The 22,585-nt window shown below is 73.3% G+C and carries 18 protein-coding genes; 12 read left to right on the top strand and 6 right to left on the bottom strand.

The genetic code is table 11. The features are described 5' to 3' along the window. Window positions 1-5 precede the first annotated feature (5 nt). Complete coding sequence (locus AB0H75_RS26545) at window positions 6-1,076, bottom strand: sugar ABC transporter substrate-binding protein (protein ID WP_367800520.1); 1,071 nt, start codon at window positions 1,074-1,076, stop codon at window positions 6-8. A gap of 54 nt (window positions 1,077-1,130) precedes the next feature. After that, a complete protein-coding gene (locus AB0H75_RS26550) occupies window positions 1,131-2,456 on the bottom strand; it encodes an enolase C-terminal domain-like protein (protein ID WP_367800522.1) in 1,326 nt (441 codons plus the stop codon). Between the two features lie 299 nt (window positions 2,457-2,755). On the opposite strand from AB0H75_RS26550, the gene AB0H75_RS26555 reads away from it, so the two are divergent. Then, entirely contained in the window at window positions 2,756-3,463 is a 708-nt protein-coding gene (locus AB0H75_RS26555) for a FadR/GntR family transcriptional regulator (RefSeq protein WP_367800559.1), read from the top strand. On the opposite strand, the gene AB0H75_RS26560 is transcribed toward AB0H75_RS26555, so the two are convergent. Continuing rightward, window positions 3,453-4,310 carry an SAM-dependent methyltransferase gene (locus AB0H75_RS26560; protein WP_367800561.1) on the bottom strand — a complete coding sequence of 286 codons (858 nt, stop codon included), beginning with the start codon at window positions 4,308-4,310 and terminating at the stop codon, window positions 3,453-3,455. The genes AB0H75_RS26555 and AB0H75_RS26560 overlap by 11 nt on opposite strands. Before the next feature lie 714 nt (window positions 4,311-5,024). Between AB0H75_RS26560 and AB0H75_RS26565 the strand changes: the two genes are divergently transcribed. Further along, the gene (locus AB0H75_RS26565; protein ID WP_367800563.1) at window positions 5,025-7,853 is read left to right on the top strand and encodes a glycoside hydrolase N-terminal domain-containing protein; all 2,829 of its coding nucleotides are present in this window, start codon (window positions 5,025-5,027) and stop codon (window positions 7,851-7,853) included. A gap of 39 nt (window positions 7,854-7,892) precedes the next feature. Here AB0H75_RS26565 and AB0H75_RS26570 read toward each other — a convergent pair whose 3' ends face one another. Next, window positions 7,893-8,438 (bottom strand): TetR/AcrR family transcriptional regulator, encoded by a 546-nt coding sequence (locus AB0H75_RS26570; protein ID WP_367800565.1) that lies wholly within the window; start codon window positions 8,436-8,438, stop codon window positions 7,893-7,895. Window positions 8,439-8,587: 149 nt separating this feature from the next. On the opposite strand from AB0H75_RS26570, the gene AB0H75_RS26575 reads away from it, so the two are divergent. The 3 genes from AB0H75_RS26575 to AB0H75_RS26585 are packed head-to-tail and all read left to right on the top strand — an operon-like array spanning window position 8,588 to window position 13,253. Next, window positions 8,588-10,303, top strand: a complete 1,716-nt coding sequence (locus tag AB0H75_RS26575) for an ABC transporter ATP-binding protein (RefSeq protein WP_367800567.1) — start codon at window positions 8,588-8,590, stop codon at window positions 10,301-10,303. Beyond that, window positions 10,300-12,027 (top strand): ABC transporter ATP-binding protein, encoded by a 1,728-nt coding sequence (locus tag AB0H75_RS26580; protein ID WP_367800569.1) that lies wholly within the window; start codon window positions 10,300-10,302, stop codon window positions 12,025-12,027. The genes AB0H75_RS26575 and AB0H75_RS26580 overlap by 4 nt, the downstream gene beginning before the upstream one ends. Continuing rightward, entirely contained in the window at window positions 12,024-13,253 is a 1,230-nt protein-coding gene (locus tag AB0H75_RS26585; RefSeq protein WP_367800571.1) for an MFS transporter, read from the top strand. Before AB0H75_RS26580 ends, AB0H75_RS26585 begins: the two co-directional genes overlap by 4 nt. A gap of 43 nt (window positions 13,254-13,296) precedes the next feature. On the opposite strand, the gene AB0H75_RS26590 is transcribed toward AB0H75_RS26585, so the two are convergent. Beyond that, window positions 13,297-14,109, bottom strand: a complete 813-nt coding sequence (locus AB0H75_RS26590) for a class I SAM-dependent methyltransferase (protein ID WP_367800573.1) — start codon at window positions 14,107-14,109, stop codon at window positions 13,297-13,299. 349 nt (window positions 14,110-14,458) lie between these two features. On the opposite strand from AB0H75_RS26590, the gene AB0H75_RS26595 reads away from it, so the two are divergent. From AB0H75_RS26595 to AB0H75_RS26610, 4 genes are read left to right on the top strand one after another with little or no spacing between them, the layout of a single operon-like run. Continuing rightward, on the top strand, window positions 14,459-15,481 hold the full coding sequence (locus AB0H75_RS26595) for a FecCD family ABC transporter permease (protein WP_367800809.1): 1,023 nt from the start codon (window positions 14,459-14,461) through the stop codon (window positions 15,479-15,481). Continuing rightward, window positions 15,481-16,278, top strand: a complete 798-nt coding sequence (locus tag AB0H75_RS26600) for an ABC transporter ATP-binding protein (protein ID WP_367800575.1) — start codon at window positions 15,481-15,483, stop codon at window positions 16,276-16,278. Before AB0H75_RS26595 ends, AB0H75_RS26600 begins: the two co-directional genes overlap by 1 nt. Next, window positions 16,275-17,252 (top strand): ABC transporter substrate-binding protein, encoded by a 978-nt coding sequence (locus AB0H75_RS26605; RefSeq protein ID WP_367800577.1) that lies wholly within the window; start codon window positions 16,275-16,277, stop codon window positions 17,250-17,252. Before AB0H75_RS26600 ends, AB0H75_RS26605 begins: the two co-directional genes overlap by 4 nt. A 4-nt stretch (window positions 17,253-17,256) precedes the next feature. Further along, entirely contained in the window at window positions 17,257-18,552 is a 1,296-nt protein-coding gene (locus AB0H75_RS26610; protein ID WP_367800579.1) for an MFS transporter, read from the top strand. Between the two features lie 60 nt (window positions 18,553-18,612). Here the strand turns inward: AB0H75_RS26610 and AB0H75_RS26615 are convergent, their stop codons facing one another. Further along, complete coding sequence (locus AB0H75_RS26615) at window positions 18,613-19,302, bottom strand: FadR/GntR family transcriptional regulator (protein ID WP_367800581.1); 690 nt, start codon at window positions 19,300-19,302, stop codon at window positions 18,613-18,615. Between the two features lie 229 nt (window positions 19,303-19,531). Between AB0H75_RS26615 and AB0H75_RS26620 the strand changes: the two genes are divergently transcribed. From AB0H75_RS26620 to AB0H75_RS26630, 3 genes are read left to right on the top strand one after another with little or no spacing between them, the layout of a single operon-like run. Further along, a complete protein-coding gene (locus AB0H75_RS26620) occupies window positions 19,532-20,779 on the top strand; it encodes an ABC transporter substrate-binding protein (protein WP_367800583.1) in 1,248 nt (415 codons plus the stop codon). A gap of 4 nt (window positions 20,780-20,783) precedes the next feature. Further along, window positions 20,784-21,743 carry a carbohydrate ABC transporter permease gene (locus tag AB0H75_RS26625; RefSeq protein ID WP_367800585.1) on the top strand — a complete coding sequence of 320 codons (960 nt, stop codon included), beginning with the start codon at window positions 20,784-20,786 and terminating at the stop codon, window positions 21,741-21,743. Next, window positions 21,743-22,570, top strand: coding sequence for a carbohydrate ABC transporter permease (locus AB0H75_RS26630; protein ID WP_367800587.1), 828 nt, complete (start codon window positions 21,743-21,745; stop codon window positions 22,568-22,570). The genes AB0H75_RS26625 and AB0H75_RS26630 overlap by 1 nt, the downstream gene beginning before the upstream one ends. Window positions 22,571-22,585: the final 15 nt, after the last annotated feature.

Genomic DNA, 22,585 nt, shown 5'->3' on the forward strand with positions numbered 1-22,585 from the left:
CCTGCTCACCCGCCAAGGTGGTTGCCCCAGAGCGCGGAGTCGTCCGGCTTGACGCTCGTGACGCCGCCGTAGGTGCCGCCGTCGGCGGTGACCAGGGGCGCGGAGAGCTGATCCTCCAGCAGGCCGGGACGCACCTGGATGATGGTGCTGTCGTGGTCGGTCGCGCCCGGCGCGAACGTCTTGCCGTCGATGGCGGCCTTGACGTACTGCAGGGCGTACTTGGCGTACTGGTCGGCCGGCTGGGAGACGGTGGCGTCGATGTTGCCGGCGGTGATCTCCTTCAGCTCCTGGGGGATGCCGTCGTTGGAGATGACGAAGACGTGCTTGGGGTCGCCGGGCGGGACGAGGAGGCCACGCTGCTGGAGGACCTGAAGGGTGCCCGACAGGGCGAAGCTCGACTGCATGTAGACGCCCTTGATGTCGGGGTGGGCGGTGAGCTGCGTCTGGAGCTTCTGCGAGGCGATCGCGCCGTCCCAGTTGGTGGCCTCACCGAACACCGTGATGCCGGGGTAGCCGGCCTTCATGCAGGCGTTGAACGCCTCGGTGCGGTCGCGCCCGTTGATGGAGGCCAGGTCGCCCTGGAGCATCACGACCTTGCCCTTGCCCGACAGCTTCTCGCCGAGGAACTTGCACGCCTTCTCGCCGTACGCCCGGTTGTCGGCGCGCACCACCATGTACGCCTCGCCCTGCTCGGGACGGGTGTCGACGGTGACGACGGGGATCTTCTTGGCGTTGAGCTGCTGGAGGGTGGGCGCCACGGCGGCCGTGTCCTGCGGCGCCAGCACGACGCCCTTGACGCCCTGGCTGATGAAGCTCTGCACGTTGGCGGTGAGCTTGGCGATGTCGTTCTGCGAGTTCGAGGTCCGCAGTTCGAGCCCGCTCTCGGCGCCCATCTGGGGGACGTACTTGATGAAGGAGTTCCAGAAGTCGGTGTCGGAGCGGGGGTAGTCCACCCCGACGACGGGCTTGCCGCCCCCCAGGGCGGTCGTGCCGCCGCCGCCCCCGCCGCCCCCGCAGGCGGTGGCCAGGCCGGCCGACAGGACGGCGGCGGCCCCCAGGGCGAGTCCTCGTTTCATGGCTGTTCCTTTCCGCTCGCTCGCCCGCCGGGCGCGCCCGTCACACCGCACCCGTCACATCGCACCCGCCACGCCGGCGACGGGGTCCGCGGCCCACCGGGGGCCGTGCGGGTAGGCGTACTCGGCGCGGGAGGCGGGATGCATCTCGGCGCCTCCGCCCGGCCGGGCGGGGGCGACGTACCGGCCGTCCCGGATCACGACCGGGTCCGTGAAGTGCTCGTGCAGATGGTCGATGTACTCGATGACGCGGTCCTCGCGCGTGCCGCTGACGGCCACGTAGTCGAACATCGACAGGTGCTGGACCATCTCGCACAGGCCGACGCCGCCCGCGTGCGGGCACACCGGCACCCCGAACTTGGCGGCCAGCAGCAGGATGGCGATGTTCTCGTTGACCCCGGCGACCCTGGCGGCGTCGAGCTGCAGGATGTCGATCGCGCCCGCCTGGAGGAGCTGCTTGAACATGACCCGGTTGTGGGTGTGCTCGCCGGTGGCGACCTTGATGGGCGCCACCCGCTCCCGGATGGCGGCGTGGCCGAGCACGTCGTCGGGGGAGGTGGGCTCCTCGATCCAGTACAGGTCGAACCGGGCCAGCGGGGCCAGCCACTCGATCGCCTGGCCCACGTTCCATGCCTGGTTGGCGTCCACGGCGATGCGCACGCCGGGGCCGACCGCCTCGCGGGCCAGCCGTACGCGCCGGACGTCCTCGGCGAGGTCGGCGCCGACCTTCAGCTTGATCTGGCGGAACCCGTCGGCGACCGCCTCCCTGGCCAGCCGGACCAGCTTGTCGTCGGTGTAGCCGAGCCAGCCGGGGGTGGTGGTGTAGGCGGGGTAGCCCTCGGCGAGCAGGCGGGCGCGGCGCCGGGAGCGCCCGGGCTCGGCGGCCCGCAGGATGGCCAGTGCCTCCTCGCGGGTGAGCGCGTCCTCCAGGTAGCGGAAGTCGACGACGTCCACGATCTCCTCCGGCGCCAGCTCCGACAGCAGCCGCCACAGCGGCTTGCCCGCCCGGCGCGCGCGAAGGTCCCACAGCGCGTTGAGCAGGGCTCCGGCCGCCATGTGGATGACGCCCTTCTCCGGGCCGAGCCAGCGCAACTGGCTGTCGCCGGTGAGCCGGCGCGACGTCCCGCCGAGGTCGCCGAGCACCTCGGCCACCGGCCGCCCGGAGACCAGCGGCGCCAGGGACTCCACGGCGGCGACCATGAGCTCGTTGCCGCGCCCGACGGTGAAGGCGAGCCCGTGCCCCTCCTGCCCGCCGCCGGTGCGGACGATCACGTACGCGGCCGAGTAGTCGGGCTGGGGGTTCATGGCGTCGGAGCCGTCGAGCTGACGGGAGGTCGGGAATCGGATGTCGTGGGCCTCGACCGCGGTGATCAGCTCGGTCACGATGGCCGGCCTGGGGGGTGCTCGCGCATGAAGGTGTCCCTCTGCTGGATGTTTCCAGGGCCTTCACCATTGGACATGGGATGTCTTTGTAACCCGACTGGAGGCGCGTGTCCATACTTTCGCGGGAGATAGCGTAAATTCGCTGAAAAGTCGGGCGATTGGCGCGGGCAGCGGCCCCGCAAAGACCCCATCTCTCCGGCACGCAGGGGCCTGCTCTCGCCAAAACATAGGATGTCTGTTAGGTTCTCCGGCGTGACCCGCGTACCGATCGAGCGTCCCCGCGCCCGGAGGCCGCGCCGATGTCCCTGACCGACGAGGCGATCTCCCGCATCCGAGCGCTCATCCAGTCGGGCGAGCTGTCCCCGGGGGCGCGGCTCCCGCCGGAGCCCCAGCTCGCCGCGCAGCTCGGCGTCTCGCGCAACCCGTTGCGCGAGGCGGTCAAGGCGCTGGTCGTGGCGCGGGTGCTCGACGTGCGGCGCGGCGACGGCACCTACGTGACCAGCCTGGGGCCGCGGCTGCTGCTGGAGGGGCTGGGGCTGGCCGTCGAGCTGCTGCGCGACGACACCCTGCTGGAGACCGTGCAGGTGCGGCGGATGCTGGAGCCGGCCGCGACCGGCCTGGCCGCGACCGCGATCACCGCCGAGCAGCTCCAGGAGATCGGCGAGCACCTGGAGGCGATGCGCGCCGCCAGCGACGACGTGGAGAAGCTGAACCACCACGACGCCGCCTTCCACCACGCCGTGGTCCGGGCGGTCGGCAACGAGACGCTGTCCACCCTGCTCGACGGGATCTCCGGCCGCACGCTCCGGATGCGGGTGTGGCGCGGCACGGTCGAGGCCGGCAGCTCCCACAAGACCATCGCCGAGCACGAGGCGATCTACAACGCCCTGGCCGCCCGCGACGCCGCCCTCGCCCAGGCGGCGGCGCTCATGCACATCAGCACGACCGAGACCTGGCTCCGCTCGGTGCTGGGCGACGTGGCGGGCGCCCGAGGCCTCAGGGCTTGACCGCGAGACCGCCGTAGGCCCAGGCGTGGTCGCCGGGAATCCGCTCCTGGTACTCGTCGGGGTCCGGCCGCCACGTCACCACCTCGACGAGGCCCGGGTCCACCAGCTCCCAGCCCGCGAAGAAGCGCAGGACCTCCTCGCGGGTACGCGGTGTCATGGCGGCGGAGCTGTTGTCGTAGGGCTTGGTGAAGTCCTCGCGGCGGACGTCGTCGGCGAAGTCGAGCGTGATGTGCGACAGCAGCAGGTGGCTGCCGCTGGGCACCGCGGCCTTGAGCTGCTCGACCAGCCCGTACGGATCCTCCTCGTCGGTGATGAAGTGCATGATCCCGGCCAGGATGACGGCCACCGGGCGGGTGAAGTCGATCACGCGCCGGATCGTGGGGTCGGACAGGATCTTCTCCGGCTGCCGCAGGTCCGCCTCGATCATGTCGGTCGTGCCCGCGGGGTCGCCGGTCAGCAGGGCGCGGCCGTGCACCAGGACGATCGGGTCGTTGTCCACGTAGGCCACGCGGGCCCCGGGCGCGGCCTCCTGGGCGATCGTGTGGGTGTTGTCCCGCGTGGGGATCCCGGTGCCGATGTCCAGGAACTGCGTGACGCCCGCCTCGGCCGCCAGGTACCGCACCGCCCGCCCCAGGAAGGCGCGGTGCGCGCGCACGCCCTCCCGCGTGCCCGGCGACACTTTGACCAGCGCCTCGGCCGCCTCGCGGTCGGCGGCGAAGTTGTCCTTGCCGCCCAGCAGGTAGTCGTAGATCCGGGCCGGGTGGGGGATATAGGGGTTGATCTTCGAGACCGGGACCCCCGCGTATTCGGGGTCGCGGGCGTCCGTCCCTCTGTCGCTGTCAGTCATGTTCTCTTCCTGTCGGATCGGCGGCGAGCGCCGAACGAGCCTTCCCCCGTGCTTCTCGACAGCCCGGCCCGGCGTTACGGCGCGGGACGGCGGCGCTCGCGAACAGGGAGGATCCCGTCCGCCCGATCCGGCGAGTCAAGGGGCACCTCCGCGGCGGAGCCGGGTTCGGCGATGACGGCGCGCCGCGGCTCGCCTCGCGGGCGGACGGGAGCTGGGGGCCGATGACGTGCTCCCTGCCGAGCATGGACATGGGATGTCTTTCTACGGCCGGGCCGGAGCCGTTGTCCAGGACCTCCGCCGCGCCGCCCCTCGACGGGGAGCCGCCCGGGACGCGCGGCCTCCGGCTGACGTGGTCACTCCGGGGAGCGGGAGCGGCCACATCCCATGTCTCGGGGGCGCGAGGTGGTGAAAGTTTCACGCCGGTTCCGCCGCTCCCGGCCCCGCCCCGCCCCGCGCCGGACGCCCGGTGGCGCCGTGCCCGGCCCGGCTCCCCGGGGCCCGGACCAGCGAGCCTGCCGTGCGGGCGTCGAGCCGGGGCGTGAAGCGGATAGATCCCACGTCTCGCTGTCAATCCAGTGGATTTTGCCGGAATTTCCGCGTTTTCGGCTCTCCGTTGACTCGATTGATCACACGTTTGTAGCCTGGCCGCGCCGCGCATCTCCGCGTCTCGTCCGGGCTTGGAGGACAGCAATGTCTGACTTATCGCGAAGGCACGTGCTCAAGCTCACCGCCGTGGGAGCCGGCGCCGCGCTGGTGCCGGCGGCGTGGACGGCGGCCGCGCGGGCCGCGTCGGCGCCCCCGGCGCAGGTGAGCGCCGCCGGCGACCTGGCGCTGTGGTACGACGAGAGCGCCGGCACCGAGTGGCTGCGCGCCCTGCCGATCGGCAACGGCCGCCTCGGCGCGATGGTGTTCGGCAACGCCGACACCGAGCGGCTGCAGCTCAACGAGGACACCATCTGGGCCGGCGGGCCGTACGACCAGAGCAACCCGAAGGGCGCGGCGGCGCTGGCACAGATCCGGCAGCTCGTCTTCCAGAACCAGTGGAGCCAGGCCCAGACCCTGATCGACCAGAACATGCTGGGCAACCCCTCCGCCCAGCTCGCCTACCAGACCGTCGGCAACCTGCGGCTCGCCTTCGGCAGCGCCACCGGGGTCTCGGAGTACAACCGCGTCCTGGACCTCACCACGGCCACCACGACGGTGTCGTACCTGCGGAACGGCGTGCGGTACCGGCGCGAGGCCCTGGCGAGCGCGCCCGACCAGGTGATCGTCCTGCGCCTGACCGCCGACCGGCCGGGCTCGATCACGTTCTCGGCGACGTTCGACAGCCCGCAGCGGACCACGCGCTCCAGCCCGGACGGCACGACGGTGGCGCTCGACGGCATCTCCGGCGACCAGCGGGGCCTGGCGGGCAAGGTGAGGTTCCTGGCGCTGGCCCGGGCCCGCGCCGAAGGCGGCAGCGTCACCAGCTCCGGCGGCACGTTGCAGGTGAACGGCGCCGACAGCGTGACGGTGCTGATCTCCATCGGCTCCAGCTACGTGAACTACAAGGACGCCGGCGGCGACTACCAGGGCATCGCGCGGCGGCACCTGGAGAACACGGCCGGCCGCTCCTACGACGACCTGCGCGCCCGGCACGTCACCGACTACCAGCGGCTGTTCGGCCGCACGACGCTCGACCTCGGCCGCACCGCCGCCGCCGACCAGCCGACCGACGTCCGGATCGCGCAGCACGCGAGCACCAACGACCCGCAGTTCTCGGCGCTGCTGTTCCAGTACGGCCGCTACCTGCTCATCTCCTCCTCCCGGCCGGGCACCCAGCCGGCCAACCTCCAGGGCATCTGGAACGACTCGCTGACCCCGGCCTGGGACTCCAAGTACACCCTCAACGCCAACCTGCCGATGAACTACTGGCCGGCCGACACCACGAACCTGTCGGAGTGCTACGAGCCGGTGTTCCGGATGATCGGCGACCTCACGGTCACCGGCGCGCGCACGGCCCGCGTGCAGTACAACGCCGGCGGCTGGGTGACCCACCACAACACCGACGGATGGCGCGGCTCGTCCGTCGTCGACTTCGCCGCGGCCGGCATGTGGCAGACCGGCGGGGCCTGGCTGGCCACCATGATCTGGGAGCACTACCTCTTCACCGGCGACCTCGACTTCCTGCGGCAGTACTATCCGGCGATGAAGGGCGCGGCGCAGTTCTTCCTGGAGAGCCTGGTCCGGGAGCCGAGCCTGGGATACCTCGTCACCAACCCGTCCAACTCCCCGGAGCTGAACCACCACTCGGGCGTCAGCGTCTGCGCGGGCCCCACGATGGACAACCAGATCCTGCGCGACCTGTTCAACGGCTGCGCCAGGGCGAGCCAGGTGCTCGACGTCGACGCCGACTTCAGGACGCAGGTCCTGGCCGCCCGGGACCGGCTGCCGCCCATGAAGGTCGGCTCGCGCGGCAACATCCAGGAGTGGCTGTACGACTGGGTGGAGACCGAGCAGAACCACCGGCACATCTCGCACCTGTACGGCCTGCACCCCAGCAACCAGATCACCAAGCGCGGCACCCCCGCCCTCTACACGGCGGCGCGGCGCACCCTCGAACTGCGCGGCGACGACGGCACGGGCTGGTCGCTCGCCTGGAAGATCAACTACTGGGCGCGCATGGAGGAGGGCGCCCGGGCGCACACCCTGCTCCGCCTCCTGGTGACGACGGCCAGGCTGGCGCCCAACATGTTCGACCTGCACCCGCCGTTCCAGATCGACGGTAACTTCGGGGCCACGTCCGGCATCGCCGAGATGTTGCTGCAGAGCCACAACGGCGAGCTGCACGTGCTGCCCGCGCTGCCGGGGGCCTGGCCGAGCGGGAAGGTCCAGGGGCTGCGGGGGCGCGGCGGCTACACCGTGGGCGCGACGTGGGGCGCCGACGGGGCCGTCGAGATCCTCGTCACGTTCGACCGCGACGGCCAGGTCAACGTGCGCAACCGCATCTTCACCGGCACCTACCAGGTGACCGACGCCGCGACCGGCGGCGCCGTCGCCGTCACCAAGCCCGAGGCCGACGTCATCGGGCTGACCGGGCAGGCCGGCCGCACCTACCGCATGACCGGGTCCGCCGGCCCCGTGGTGCCGGCGTCCTACGTGCGGATCGCCAACGTGGCCACCGGCCTGGTGCTGGACAGCGGCGGGAACGTCGCCTCCGGCGCCAACCTGAAGCAGTGGAACTGGGACGGCAGCACCAACCTGCAGTGGCAGCTCGTGGACCTGGGCGGCGGATGGTACCGGCTGGTCAACCGCACCAACGGCATGGTCGCCGACAGCTGGGGCAACGCCGCCAACGGCGCCAATGCCCGGCAGGCGGCCTGGAGCGGCAGTAACAACCAGCAGTGGCGGCTCAACAGCGTCGGCAACGGCCGGTACCAGATCATCAACCGCGGCACCGGCACCGCGCTGGACGGCGGGGGCAACACCACGGCCGGCTCCACCACGATCCTGTGGGCGCCCAACACCAGCACGAACAACCAGTACACGATCACCACGGTCTGACCGGCCGCCGGGCACCGGCGCGGCACCGCGCCCGCGCGGTCAGGCGCGGACCAGCGCGCGGCAGAGGCGGGTGACCTCGTCCAGCAGGCGCCGGCGGTCTTCCGGCGCGTGCAGGATGTGGTCGGCGCCGCCGTGCATGGCGTGGTAGAGCAGGACGGCGGTCGCCCCCGGGTCGGGGAGGCTCGTCTCCTTCTCCAGGAGCTGCCGCAACGCGGTGACGGCCGGGTTGGGGCCCGGCTCCGCCTGCGCCGCCGGGGCGTGCCGGAACAGGACGTCGTGCAGCCGGGCGTCGGACAGGTATTCGGCGATGCCGGCCAGCAGCCACGCCTCCACGCGGGCGGGGCCGGTCTCGGCGTCGGCGGCTTGGCGCTGGCGGGTCACGAAGCGCTCGACGTAACGGTCGCGCAGGGCCGCGATCAGGTCGTCCTTGCTGGCGAAGTGCAGGTAGAAGGTGCCCTTGGCGACCCCGGCGCCGGCCACCACGTCGTCGATCCTGAGAGGCTCGACGCCCTTGGCCAGGACCAGCCTCTCGGCGGCGTCGAGCAGGTCGCCGCGCCGCTGCTCGCTGGATCTCGTCCGGGCCACCGTGCCTCCCTCCCGGCCTCGCTCTCGGCCTCCCTCTCGGGCTTTCGCCGATGACGACCTTAGCGGATGGGCGGCCGTCCGCCCTTGCCGATGATAATCGTTTCCCATATTGTGACTGACCGTCAGTCAGTTAGGTCTTCGGAGGGAACATGAGCGTGTTGGACGAGGTCGTCTCGGCCGTACGGGTCCGGCTGGCGGGCGCCGCCGTCCTGGGCGCCGGCGTCGTGGTCACCCGGTTGATCCAGGCTTACGGGATCGCGGTCCTGGTGGCGGCGCCGCTCGACGGCCGGCCCTGGAGGACGGGGCTGTGGGGGCTGGGCGTGGCGGCGGGCACGGTGGTGGCGCGCTCGCTGCTGCAGTGGGCCGGCGAGTCGCACGCCGAGGCGATCGGCCACCGGGTCACCATGACCGTACGCCGCCGCCTGCTCGACCACGTGCTGGCGCTCGGGCCCGCGTACACGGCGACCCGGCGGACCGGCGAGGTGGCGGCGACGCTGGTGGAGAGCTCCGGCGCGATCGAGACCCTGGTGGCCAGGGCCCGCCCGGCCCTCCTGCTGTCCTGGATCGGCCCGCTGCTGGCCGCGGCCGTCGTGGCGGTGATCGACCCGCTCGGCGGGGTCCTGATCGCGGCGGCGCTGGCGGTCATGCAGTTCGCGGGGCCGATCTGGAACACGATCGGCCGCAAGGGCCACGACAGGGTGTTCAGCGACCTGTACGCCATGGACGCCGGCTTCGTCGAGGCGGTGCAGGGCATGGCCACGGCCAAGTCCTTCGCCGCCACGCCGAGGCTGCGGCGGCGTCTGGCGGACCAGGCGGAAAAGGTGCGCGTGGCGACCATGCGGACCCTCGGCGTGCTGTTCACGCAGTTCCTGGCCAGCCGCTGGGCCAGTGCCGGAGCCGGCGCGGCCGTGGTGGTGCGGGCCGCGTACCTGGCGGCGGACGGGCGCCTGCCCGCGGAGGCCGCGCTGACCGTGCTGCTCGTCGTGCTGGTCGCCTTCCTCCCGGTCGAGGAGGCCGGCAAGCACCGTCACGCGGCGTTCGCCGCCAAGGCCGCGGTGGCGAAGCTGGACGCCTTCCTCGCGGAGGAGCCGCGGGTCCGGGACGACGGCCGCCCGCCGGTGCCGCTGGGCGCCGCCCCGGTGGTGACGCTGGAGGAGGTCTCCTTCCGCTACCCGGGCCATGACGAGGACGCGGTCTCCCGCGTCGGGCTCACCCTCCGGCCGGGGCGCACGGTCGCGCTCGTCGGCCCGTCCGGCGCGGGCAAGAGCACGATCGTCTCGCTGCTGGCCAGGCTGGCCGACCCGGACACCGGCCGGATCACCGTGGACGGGCACGACCTGCGGGAGCTGCCGCTCGAACAGTGGTGGCGCACCATCGCGGTCGTCAGCCAGGACACCCACCTGTTCCCCGGCACCATCGGCGAGAACATCGCCCTGGCCCGCCCCGACGCCACGCCCGAGCAGATCGCCGCCGCCGCCGAGGCCGCCGGGCTGGCGGCCGACGTCGCCGCCATGCCCGACGGCTACGACACGCGGGTGTCCGAGCGCGGCGGACGCCTTTCCGGCGGCCAGCGGCAACGCGTGGCGATCGCGCGGGCCCTGCTGCAGGACGCCCCGGTCCTGGTCCTCGACGAGGCCACCGCCGCCCTCGACAGGCGGACCGAGCGCGCCGTGCACGCCGCCGTCGAGCGGCTGCGCGCGGACCGCGCCGTGCTGGTCGTGGCCCACCGCCTGGCCACCGTGCGCGACGCCGACGAGATCGTCGTCCTGGAGCGCGGACGCGTCGTCGAGCGGGGGACGCACGAGCACCTGCTCGGCCGTACCGGCACCTATCACCGTCTCGTCCAGGCAGGAGCCGCGCTGTGACCTCCCCCTCCACCACCGTCGAGCGGCCGCTGTGGCGGCTGCTGCCCTACATGGCCTCGCGTCCGCTCGTGCTCGCCCTGGTCATCGCCTCCGGGCTGGTCAACTACGGCATGGTGGCGCTGCTGCCCGCCCTGACCGCCTACCAGTTCGGCGGGCTGCTCACCGGCCGCACGGAGTCCCTGGCCGCCCAGATCACCGTCGCCGTGCTGGTCGCGGGGGCGGCCGGATGGTGGCAGACGCACATCGGGCACGACTGGGCCTACCGGCTGCTCAAGGTGCTGCGGCTGCGGCTGTTCGACGGCCTCGAAAGGGCCACGCCCGGCCGGCTGCTCGGCCGCAGGACCGGGGAACTGGCCGACATCGCCAAGAACGACGTGTCGGCCACGGAGATGTTCTTCGCCCACACGGCCGGCGACTACGTCGGCGCCGTCACGGTCTCGCTGGCCTCGGTCGCGGTCGTCGCCTGGATCGACGTGCCCAGCGCCGTGGTGGTCGCGGTCATGATGCTGCTGGTCGCCGTGGTGCCGATGGCCCTGTCCCGCCGCGCCGGCGAGCAGGGGCGCGCCCTGCGGGAGGCGGCCGGGGCCGTCGCCGGCGAGACCGTGGACGTCGTCCAGGGGCTGCGGGAGCTCGCGCTCGCGCGCCGCGGCCACGACGCCGCCGCCCGCGTGCTGGACCGTACCCGGGAGCTGCGGGCGCGGCACCGCGCGTACGCCCGGCGCGCCGGCCTCGAACTGGTCGCCACCGAGCTGCTGCTGGGGCTCGGCCTGCTCGCCCTCACGGTCAGGGCGGTCGCGGGGGCGGTGGAGCCGCGCTGGGTGCCCGTCGTGATCGTGCTCGGCGTGTCGGCGCCGGCGCCCATCGCGGCCGTCTCCGCGACCGCCCGCACGCTCGGCGACGTCCGCGCCGCGGCGGGCCGCGTGCTGGCCGTCATCGGCTACCCGCCGCACGTGCGCGAACCCGAGGCGCCCGAGCCGATGGACGACCCCCTCCCGGCCGTGACCTTCGACCGCGTCCGCTTCGGTTACCCCGGCGGCGGGCGCGAGGTGCTGCGCGAGGTGTCCTTCCAGGTGCGGCCCGGCGAGACCGTGGCGCTCGTCGGGCACTCGGGCGCCGGCAAGACGACCCTCGCCAACCTGCTGCTGCGCTTCTGGGACGTCTCCGCCGGAGCCGTCTCCATCGGCGGCGTCGACGTGCGCGCCATCGCCACCAGCCGGTTACGGGCCACGGTCGCCGTCGTCCCCCAGGAGATCTACCTGTTCCACGACACGATCGCGGGCAACATCAGGCTGGGCCGCCCCGGCGCCACGGACGCCGAGGTCGAGCGGGCCGCCCGGCTCGCCGGCGCGCACGACTTCATCACCGCCCGCCCGCAGGGCTACCGGACGCTCTGCGGCGAGCGGGGGGCGTCGCTGTCCGGCGGGCAGCGCCAGCGCATCGCCATCGCCAGGGCGCTGCTGACCGGCGCGCCCGTCCTCGTCCTCGACGAGGCGGTCTCCAGCCTCGACACCGAGACCGAACGCGCCGTGCACGACGGCCTGGCGGCCACGCGCGGGACCCGGACCACGCTCATCATCGCCCACCGGATCTCCACCATCCGGCGGGCCGACCGCGTCGTCCTGCTCGACGGGGGCACCGTCGTGGCCACCGGCACGCACGACGAGCTGCTCATGACCTCGGCGGCCTACCGCCGCCTGACCGCCGCCGAACCGGAGACGCCGTGACCGCGGAAGGCGGCACCCGGCGGCACCGGCTCACGGTGATCGGATCGTTGTTCCTGGTGGCCGACATCGGCTACTCCTTCCTCCTCGTCGCGCTCGGCACGATCCTGCTCGGCGAGGGGATCCCCCTGCGGAGCGTCGCGCTGATCCAGCTCCTCGGCGTGATCTACTTCGGGCGCTTCCTCGTCGGGCCCGTGATCGACCGGTACGGCGTGGCCCGCTGGGGTCACTACCGGGGCTGGCTGATCGGCACGCAGCTCGTGCTGATCGCCTGCTTCCTCGCCCTGGCCACGCTGGACCCGGTCGCGGACCTTCCCGCCGTCCTGGCCATGACCACCGTGACACTGGTGATCTCCGCCTTCCACGACACCGCCGTCAACGGCCTGTCCGTCCGCCTGCTGCCGGCCGGGGAACGCGGCTCCGCCAACGGGATCCAGGTCGGCGCCGCCGGCCTGTCCCTCCTCATCGGCTCCGGCGGGGCCCTGCTGCTGTACGCGGCCGCCGGGTGGGCCGTGACGCTGGTCGTGCTGGCGGCGGTGTTCGGCGTCCCGCTCGCCACGCTCGCCCGGTTCGCCGAGCCGGCCTCGCCGCCGGCGGATCGGCGCCTCTCGTGGCGGGTGCTGACCGGGCCGTTCCGCTCGCGCGGGACGGCCGCGTGGATCCTGCTGGTGCTCCCGCTCCTGGTCCTCGGCCCGTACCTGGCGACCGCGGTGCAGCCGGCGATGCTCCTGGCCGCCGGATGGGACACGACGCGGATCGCCCTCGTCCAGTACACGCTGGCGCCGCTCGCGGGGACGGCCGCGGGGCTCGCGACCGGCGCGCTGATCACCCGGTGGGGGAGGCTCCGCCCGCTGATCGCCCTCGGCGGCTGCTCCGCGGCCGCGCTGGCGGGCCTGCTGCCCCTCGCCGGCGGAGCGGGGCCCGCCGCGCCGGCCGGCGCGGCGGTCGTGGCGGTCACCATCGCCTACTCGGCGACGGCCACGTGGATCTCCACGGTCGCGATGGACCTGGCCCGGCCCGCGTCCGCGGCCACCGATCTCACCGTGCAGCTCTCCGTGCTCGGCGTGCTGCGCATGCTGGCCGGCGCCGGCGGCCTCGCGCTCGCCGCGGTGACGGGGTACCCGCTGCTCATCGCCGCCTCCCTGGTGCTCTCGCTGGCCGGCACCGCCGTCGCCGCGCGGTGGGCCGGCGGCCACCTCTCGTCGTACGTACCCTCGCGCAAGGGGTGAACGTGACACCCGGCGCTCTCGCCCGCCCGGGCGTCTCGCGTCGTCACCCCGCCCACGGGCGCGTTCCGGCTCCGATGAGGGACGTGGCGTCCAGCTCGGTCACGTCCCGTTCGCGCAGGAGGCGGGCGAACGCGGCGCGTACCCGCTCGACGGCGGGCTCCTCCAGGCCGGCGAGCATGCCGCGGAAGCCGCTGCCGAGCACCACCCGCCAGGCGAGCGCGGCGTCCAGGGGGATGCGCAGGGCGAAGCGCGTCACGGTGACCCCCGCCAGCCCGCGGGCGGCGAGCCAGGCGTGCAGCTCCTCCTCGCCGTCGATCCTGGACGCCGCCTGCCCGCTAGCGGGAGGCGCCACCCGAGCTCGCCGTACGTGCTCGACGGCTTCGACGAACAGCCGGCCGAAGTCCACCAGGGCGCCCCGGGCCCAGGTGGTGACGACCAGGCGGCCGCCGGGCCTGAGCAGGCCGGCCAGGCGGGTGACGGAGGCGTCCATGTCCGGCAGGAAGAAGACGCCGTGGACGCATTGCACCACGTCGTAGGGCTGGTCCTGCCAGGTGGTCGCGTCGGCCTGGACGAAGCGCACGTTCCGCAGCCCTTCGGCGGCGGCGCGGTGCCGGCCGTGGGCGAGGAGCCCCGCGGCGAGATCGACGGCGTCCACGTGGCCGTGCGGTCCGGCGGCCCGCGCGGCCGGGACGGCGGAGGCGCCCGCGCCGCAGCACACGTCCAGCACCCGTTCGCCGGCTCTGATCGCGGCGGTCGCGGCGGTGGCCTCGCCGATGCGGTTCCACAACAGCGGTGAGACCTCGGCGTACTGGGTGGCGGCGCTGTCGAAGACGGCGCCGATGCCGGTGGAGGTCATGGGAGTCTCCTCTTCATCGAAGGGGCCGGGGGCTTTCAGGGATCTCCGGAGGGGCGCCGGCGCCGATGGAGCTGGAGAAGTGCGCATGCCTCGCCCTTCGCGGTCGATGTCCCGGCAAGTGTGGCAAATGATAATCATTGTCGAAAGATTCGGTAACCTCTCGCCTCGCCTCCGCCCCGTTGGTGCGCGAGTCGTGCGCGGTGGTACGGTCTTTTGAAAATGATTCTCATTTCCTGGAGTGTCCGTGAGATCGTTGTGCGAGTCAGGCCCATCGGACTCCGGCGTGGCAGCCTCGCCGGAGCTCCCGGGAGCCGAGGACCCACCCACCGGCGGAGCGGCGGGCCCGGCCATGCCGCCGGCCGTCGTCCTGCTGGCCGGTGTCCTCGCGGTGTCGGTGCTGCTGGCGATCGGTCTCGGCGCCGCCGCCGTGCCGCCGGGGCAGACGCTGCGCTTCCTGTGGGCGGCCGTGACCGGCGGCTCGATCACGGCAGGGGAGGTCACCGCGTACCAGATCATCTGGCAGGTGCGCACGCCGCGTGTGCTGCTGGCGGTGCTGGTCGGGGCCGGGCTCAGCGTCGTCGGCGTGGCGATCCAGGCGACGGTGCGCAACGCGCTGGCCGACCCGTTCGTGCTCGGCGTGTCGTCGGGGGCGTCGGCCGGGGCGGTGCTGGTCGGCGCCACCGGCGCGCTCGCCGCCCTGGGGGTCTACGCGGTGTCGGCGGGCGCGTTCCTCGGCGCGCTGCTCGTCTCCGCCCTGGTCTACCTGGCCTCCCGCGGGGCCGGTGGCCTGTCGCCGCTGCGGCTGGTGCTCACCGGGGTGGCGATGGCGTTCGGGTTCCAGGCGGTGATGAGCCTGATCGTGTACTTCGTCCCGGACGGGGAGTCGACGAGCACGGTGCTGTTCTGGTCGATGGGCGGCTTCGGCGCCGCGACTTGGGGAGCGCTGCCCGTGGTGGCGGCCGTCACCGTGGTCACCGCCGTGGTGCTGCGCCGTTCCGGGCGGAGCCTGGACGTGCTCGCCCTGGGCGACGAGACGTCGGCGAGCCTCGGGGTGGACACCGCCAGGCTCCGCAAGGGCCTGTTCGTGCTGACGTCCCTGGCGACCGGGGCGATGGTCGCGGTCAGCGGCGCGATCGGCTTCGTCGGGCTGGTGATGCCGCACCTGGTGCGGCTGTGGGCGGGGGCGGCGCACGCGCGCGTGCTCACGATCGCGCCGCTGGCCGGGGCGATCTTCATGGTGTGGGCCGACCTGCTGGCCAGGACCCTGGTGGCGCCGCGCGAGCTGCCGCTGGGCGTGATCACCGCGCTGGCGGGCGTGCCGGTCTTCGTCGTCCTGCTGCGCCGCCGCGGCTACCTGTTCGGCGGCCGCTGATGGCCCGGCTGCTGCTGGACGACCTCTCGGTGTCCATCGACGGCGCCACCGTCGTCAAGGAGCTGGCGCTCGCCGTCGGCGACGGGGAAGTGGTGGGGCTGGTCGGGCCCAACGGCTCGGGCAAGACGACGGCCCTGCGGTGCGTGTACCGGGCGCTGCGGCCGGCGGGCGGCGCGGTGTGGATCGACGGCGAGGAACTGTCACGGATGCCGCTGCGCGACAGCGCCCGCGTGGTCGCCGCCCTCACCCAGGAGGGGCGGGCCGACCTCGACTTCACCGTCGAGGAGGTCGTCGCCCTCGGCCGCGCCCCCTACCTGCGCGGCAACCAGGCGCTCAGCGCCCGCGAGCGGGAGCTGTGCCGCCGGGCGATGGCGCGGATGGAGGTGCTGCACCTGGCCGGGCGCGGCGTGCTGGCGCTGTCCGGCGGGGAGCGCCAGCGCGTGCTGGTGGCCCGGGCGCTGGTGCAGGAGCCCCGGGTGCTGGTGCTCGACGAGCCGACCAACCATCTCGACCTGCACCACCAGATCCGGCTGTTGTCGATGCTCAGGGGCGCCGGGCTGAGCGTGCTGGTCACCCTGCACGACCTCAACCTGGCCGCCTCCGCCTGCGACCGGCTGGCGGTGCTGTCGCACGGCGCCCTCGTCGCGTGCGGCCCGCCCGCCGAGGTCCTCACCGCGGAGCTGCTCCGCGAGGCGTTCGGCGTCGAGGCGAGCGTCGTCCCCCATCCGCTCAGCGGGGTCCCCCAGGTGCTCTACGACCTGGGCGCGGCCACCGATACGAAAGGAATCCCCGAGTGAAGAGACCCACCCTCGCCGTGCTCCTGGCGGGCACGCTCCTGCTGGCCGGATGCGGCGCGCAGGTGGAGGGCGGCGCCGCCGCGCGTACGGTGACGGTCAAGAGGTGCGGCGAGGACGTCCGGTACACCACGCCCCGCCGGGCCGTCGCCTACGAGGGCGGCAGCGCGGACAAGCTGTTCGCCCTCGGCCTCACCGAGCACGTGCACGGCTACGTGATGCCGCCCGCCAACCCTCCGGTCACCGAGTCGCCCTGGGCGGCCGAGTACGCCAAGGTGAGGTTCCTCAGCGACGACCTGCTCAACCGCGAGCTGGTCGTGGACGCCGAGGCCGACCTCGTCGTCGCCGGCTGGCGCTCCGGCTTCAGCGACCAGCGCGGCATCACCCCCGAGATCCTCGACGGCCTGGGCATCCAGAGCTTCATGCACACCGAATCGTGCTTCAACTACCCCGGCCACCCCGAGCGGGTGGCGCCGTTCGAGGCCCTTTACACCGACCTCGAACGCCTCGGCAGGATCTTCGGCGTCGAGGCCAGGGCCCGGGAGCTGATCGCCGGCTACCGCGAGCGCGTCGCGGCGGTCCGGGCGCGGGCGCCCCAGGGCGACCCGGTCCCGGTCTTCCTCTACGACTCGGGCACGGACAAGCCGTTCACCGCGGGCGGCCAGGTGCCGCCCACCGACATCATCCGCTTCGCCGGCGGCCGCAACGTCTTCGGCGACCTGGACGCCCGCTGGGGCGAGGTCACCTGGGAGGCCGTGGTCGAGGCCAGGCCGGAGGTCATCGTCATCCTGGACTACGGCGACGAGCCCGCCGCCGGGAAGATCAGGTTCCTGAAGGAGTTCCCCACCACCAGCAAGCTGCCCGCCGTGGTCAACGACCGCTTCTACGTCCTCGACTACAACGAGGGCATCAGCGGGCCGCGCAACATCGACGGCCTGGAGGGGTTCGCGGCGTACCTGCGCGAGCTGCGGGCGTGACCCGATGAGCGGCGCCGCCAAGGGCGCCCCGCCGGGCACCTCACCGCCCGGGGCGCGGGCCGTCCTGCGCGAGAGGCGCTTCCTCCTGCTGTGGTGCGGCACCACCGCCTCGGGGCTGGCGACCTGGGCGCTGCCGTTCGTGCTGGGGCTCGCCGTGCTGGACCGCGGGCTCTCCGCCGCCGGTCTCGGGATCGTGCTGGCCGCCCGCACGGCGGGTTTCCTCCTCGCGGTGCCGGTCAGCGGGGTCCTGGCCGACCGGTACGCGCGCCGCGCCGTGGTGTTGTGGGCCGGGCTGGCCGCCGCGCTCGCCACCCCGTTCATCGCGCTCGGGCTCGGCCGGTCGGTCCCGCTCATGGCCGTGGCGGCGGCGGTCGTCGGCGCCGGGCAGGGGGCGTGCCGGCCCGCGTTCCAGGCGCTCACCGCCGAGGTCGTGGACGCCGGCCTGCGCCGGCGGGCCAACGCCGCCATGACGCTGGCCGTGCGCGTCACCACCCTCGTCGCGCCCGCGGGCACGGCGTTGCTGGCCACCGTCCTGACCACCGGGTGGCTGCTGGCCGGCACCGGGCTGCTGTGGCTGGCCGCCGCTGTGCTGCCGCCGCGGGGACTGCCCGCTGTGCTGCCACCGCGGGCACTGCCCGCCGTGCCGCCGCGGGGACTGCCCGCCCCGGGGCGCGGGGCGGGCGGCGGGCGGCTCCTCGCGGAGTTCGGCGAGGGCGTGCGCGAGGCGCGCCGGCACCCGTGGTTCCTGGCCGGCCTGGGCGCGCTGGCCGCGGTCGTCTTCACCGGCTACTCGGCCACCGGCGTGGCGCTCCCGCTGGCCGGCCGCGACCGCTACGGCACCGAGGCGGTGCTCGCGGGGGCGCTGACCGCCTACACCCTCGGCGCGCTGGCCGGCGCGCTGCTGGTGGCCCGGTGGCAGCCGCGCGCCCAGGGCTGGGCGGCGCTGGCCGGCCTGGCGCTGTACGGGTTCGCGCCGCTCAGCCTGCTGCTCCCGGTGCCCCCGGCGGCGGTGCTCGCCGCCTACGCGCTGGCCGGGCTGGGCATCGAGCTGTTCAACGTGCCCTGGTTCACCGCCACCCAGCGCGAGGTGGAGCCGCGCCTGCTCGCCCGCGTCTCCTCGCTCGACTTCCTCGTCTCCTACGGCCTGGCCCCCGTCGGTCTCGCCTTCCTGGCCCCCGCCATCGACGCCTTCGGCTGGCGGCCGGTCCTGGCCGGCTGCGCGCTGGTGTGCTTCCTCGCGCCCGCCGCCGCGGCCCTGGCCCCGGGCAGCCGCGGGTTCACCCGGCCCGAGCGGCGCTGAGGACGCCACCGGGCCCAGGGGGAGGGCCGGGGGCCGAGGGAGAGCCGGGGAGGGATCGTGTCAACGCCGCAGGCGGACGGGGTCGGCCGTGCCGCTGCGGCGCACGATCCAGGCCTCGGTGATGTGCTGGAACATCGCCTCGGCGGCGCCCTCGGGATCGTGGGCGGCGATGCGCTCGTAGATGCGGCGGTGGCCCAGGTTCGACGCCACGCACAGGGGCCGCTCCGTGCGGCCCAGGTAACGGGCGGTGTTGACGACCTGGCCCTCCAGCGACCGCACGACGCCGCGCGCGATGCGGTTGCCCGAGGCCCGCATGATCGTGTCGTGGAAGGCGCGGTCGCCCTCGGCGTACGTGACCGGGTCGTCCACCAGCTCGTCCATCTGGTCCACCAGGGCGCGCAGCCGTTCGACGGTGTCGGGCCCGGCCAGGCGGGCGGCGACGTTGGCCATGTCGGCCTCCAGCACGCGCCGCGTGACGACGAGGTCGTCGAGGATCGCCAGGCTCTCGTCCTCGGCGATGGTCGCGGTGAGGACGAGCTCGTCGAGCATGTCCCAGGTCGCCGGCGGGGTCACCATGGTGCCGGAGCCCTGGCGGACCTGCACCAACCCCTTCTCCTGGAGGATCTTGACGGCCTCCCGCACGACGGTGCGGCTCACGGAGAACGCCTCGCACAGGGCGGGCTCGGGGGGCAGTGAGGTGCCCGGCGGGTGCACGCCGCGCACGATGCGCTCCACCAGCTCCGCCGTCACCGCTCGGGCGAGACTCGCCGGGCGGCGTACCCAGGCCGGTTGCGCCGGGACACGGCCGGCTGATTCCTGCGATGCCGTCATTTCGCCTCCGGTGACCTGGCAGCAGTATACGCGAGAGCCCTTGCCGTAAGACGTCATACGAATTACGTTTGGGCGCAGTCGGCCGGATCCGGCGGCCACTCGCGGGAAGCGGGCAACGATGAAGCAGCGAGCGTTATGGTCGGCTCTGATGGCGGCGGCACTGGCCGTGGCGGGCTGCGGGAGCGCCACCCGGACGGAGTCCCCGTCCGCAGCGGCGCCGCAGAAGCAGCAGAAGCTCGTGGTGTGGGACTGGAAGTCCGGCGAGCCGGCCGCCGCGGCCTACATCGAGCAGGCCAGGAAGGACTTCGCCCAGCGGCACCCGGGGGTCGCCGTCGAGTTCGTGGCCCAGCCGTTCGACCAGTACTACACCCTGCTCGGCACGGCGATCCAGGCCGGCAAGGGGCCCGACGTCATGCTCTTCAACGGGGGAGGGCAGATCCGCGACCGGGCCGGCGCGCTGCTCCCGCTGGACCGGTACGTGGCCCAGGACCGGAGCCGGCTGGCGGGCTGGGACGCCTTCAGCAAGGACGGCAAGGTCTACGCCGCGCCGGTGACCCTGCAGGGGCACCCGATCTACTACAACAAGGCACTCTACGAGCGGGCCGGCCTCGACCCGGCCGCCCCGCCCAGGACCTGGAACGAGTTCCTGAGCGGCTGCGCCGCCATCAAGAAGGCGACCGGGGCCGCCTGCTTCGCGCTCGGCAACAAGGAGGGCTTCGGCATCCAGTTCTTCCTGTCCGGCCTCGGGTCCGGCGTCCTCACGCCCCAGGAGTACGACGACTGGATCGCCGGCAAGCGCGACTGGACCTCCCCCGGCGTGAAGCGCATCTTCGAGCTGTGGAAGGACGCCGGCGACAAGGGGCTCAACAACGACGGCGCCAACTCCACCGCGATGTTCACCGACGTCTTCCGGGTCTTCGAGACCGGCAAGGCCGCGCACATCATCGGCCTCATGTCGGACGTCGGGCACTGGAACGACTTCAAGGAGTTCCTGCCGCCCGACACGATCGGCGTCATGCGGGCTCCGGTCGTCACCGACGGGGCCACCCCGAGCCTCCCGTACGACGGCGGCATCGGCTACGCGGTCGCGAAGTGGACGAAGGCCCCCGACCTGGCCGCCGACCTGGTGCGCTCCCTGACCTCGACCGGCGCCCTGACGGCGTTCTACGGCAAGGCCGGCGCGATCGCGTCCGACACGACGATCGACGTCTCGCGGGCCGGCCCGGCCGTCGCCGCGATCGCCGCCGAGATCAGGACCGGCAAGCCCGCCCTGCACGTGGCCCTGTCCTCCAAGACCCTCGACGTGATGGGCAGGCTGTCCCAGCAGCTCCTGAGCGGGTCGGTCACCGTGGACAAGGCCCTGGAGCAGCTCGCCGCCTCCGACCGGAAGGGCTGACCGCGTGCGGACAGCAGGGCCCTCGCCGTCCGCCCGCCAGGCCCGGACGCCGGCCGGCCGGACTCGGCCGCCGGCCGGCCAGGCCCGGCCGGCCTCGCGCCAGGCACGCGCCGAGCGCCTGGCGCCCTACGTCCTGGTCGCCCCGGCCGTGCTGGTCATCGTGGCGCTGCGGCTCTGGCCGCTGGCCCTGGGGGTCAACTTCTCCTTCACCGGCGACGGCGAGCTCAACGGCACCCCCGTCGGGCTGGGCAACTACCTGGAGCTGGCCGGCGACCCGCTGTTCCAGGTCTCGCTGCGCAACGTCGGGCTGCTGGTGCTGCTGCTGCCCGTGGCGGTGGCGATCCCGGGCCTGCTGGCGACCTTCATCTACCTGCGCGTGCCGGGCCACCGGGTCTACCGAGGCGTCTACTTCTTCCCGGCCGTGCTCTCGCCGGTGATCGTCGGCGCGATCTTCAACCTCATGCTCGGGTACGACGGCCCGCTGAACTCCCTCCTGGGGGCGCTCGGCGCCGGCCCCGTCGACTGGCTCGGCGATCCGGACCTCGCCATGTTCACGGTCGTCGGCGTGCACGTCTGGGCGACGTTCGGGATGGCCCTGGTGGTGTTCCTCGCGGGGTTCAGCACCCTGGACGCCTCGCTCCTGGACGCCGCCCGCGTGGACGGCGCGTCGCTCGGCCAGGCCATCCGGCACGTGATCGTCCCGGGCCTGACCCGCACCATCCAGTTCGTCTTCGTGACGACGATGATCGGCATGCTGACGTCCATGTTCGGCCTGCTCTTCGTCATGACCAGCGGAGGCCCGGAGGGGGCGACCTACCTGCCGGAGTACTACATCTGGCACCAGCAGGGGCAGATGAACCGGCCGGCGCTCGCCTCGGCCGCCTCGACGGTGCTCTTCGTCGTCATGCTCGTGGTGGGGCTCCTGCAGATCACGCTGCTCCGCCGCGCGGGGAGGCAGGACTGATGCCCGGGGCACGCCTGGCCAGGTGGGCGGCCGCCGTCCCGATGGCCGCTCTCGCGCTGGCGACGATCTACCCGCTGCTGTTCACCGCCAACGTCGCGATGAAGACCCGCCGCGACTACGTCCTCGACCGGTTCTCCCCGGCGGGCTCGCCGCGCTGGGACAACCTCGCCGAGGCGTGGGCCGGCGCCGGGATGGCGCGGTACTTCGCCAACTCGCTCGTCGTCGTCGCCTGCGCCGTGGCGCTGCTGCTCCTGATGGGGTCGATGGCGGGCTTCGCGCTGGCCCGGCTGCGCTTCCGCGGCTCCTCGGTGATCTTCCTGGGCTGTCTCGCGGGGCTGTTCATCCCGTTCCAGGTGATCATGGTCCCGCTCACCCGGGTCATGGCCGACAGCGGGCTCGTCGACACCTATCCGGGGCTGGTCCTGGCCTACGTCGCCCAGTACCTCCCGTTCACCGTCTTCCTGATGACCGGCCACTACCGGACCATCCCGGCCGAGATCGTGGACGCGGCCAGGATCGACGGCAACACGGTGTACGGCGTGTACCGGCGGATCATGATCCCGCTGGGCGCGCCGGCGCTGCTGTCGGTCGGCATCCTCGACGCCCTGTTCTGCTGGAACGACGTGCTGATCGCCCTGCTCATGATGCCGTCGCCGGAGCACCGCACCCTCATGATCGGGGTCAACGCGCTGCGCGGGCAGTACTCCGACGATATTCCCACCTTCGCCTCGGGCGTCCTGATCGCCGCGGTGCCCGTCCTGATGGTCTATCTGTTCCTCCAGCGGCGGATCGCCGACGGCGTCACCGCCGGCTCCACGAAAGGCTGACATGCGGATCACGGG

The organism is Nonomuraea sp. NPDC050783 (assembly GCF_040802095.1).
In the GTDB taxonomy this organism is placed as follows: Bacteria; Actinomycetota; Actinomycetes; order Streptosporangiales; family Streptosporangiaceae; genus Nonomuraea.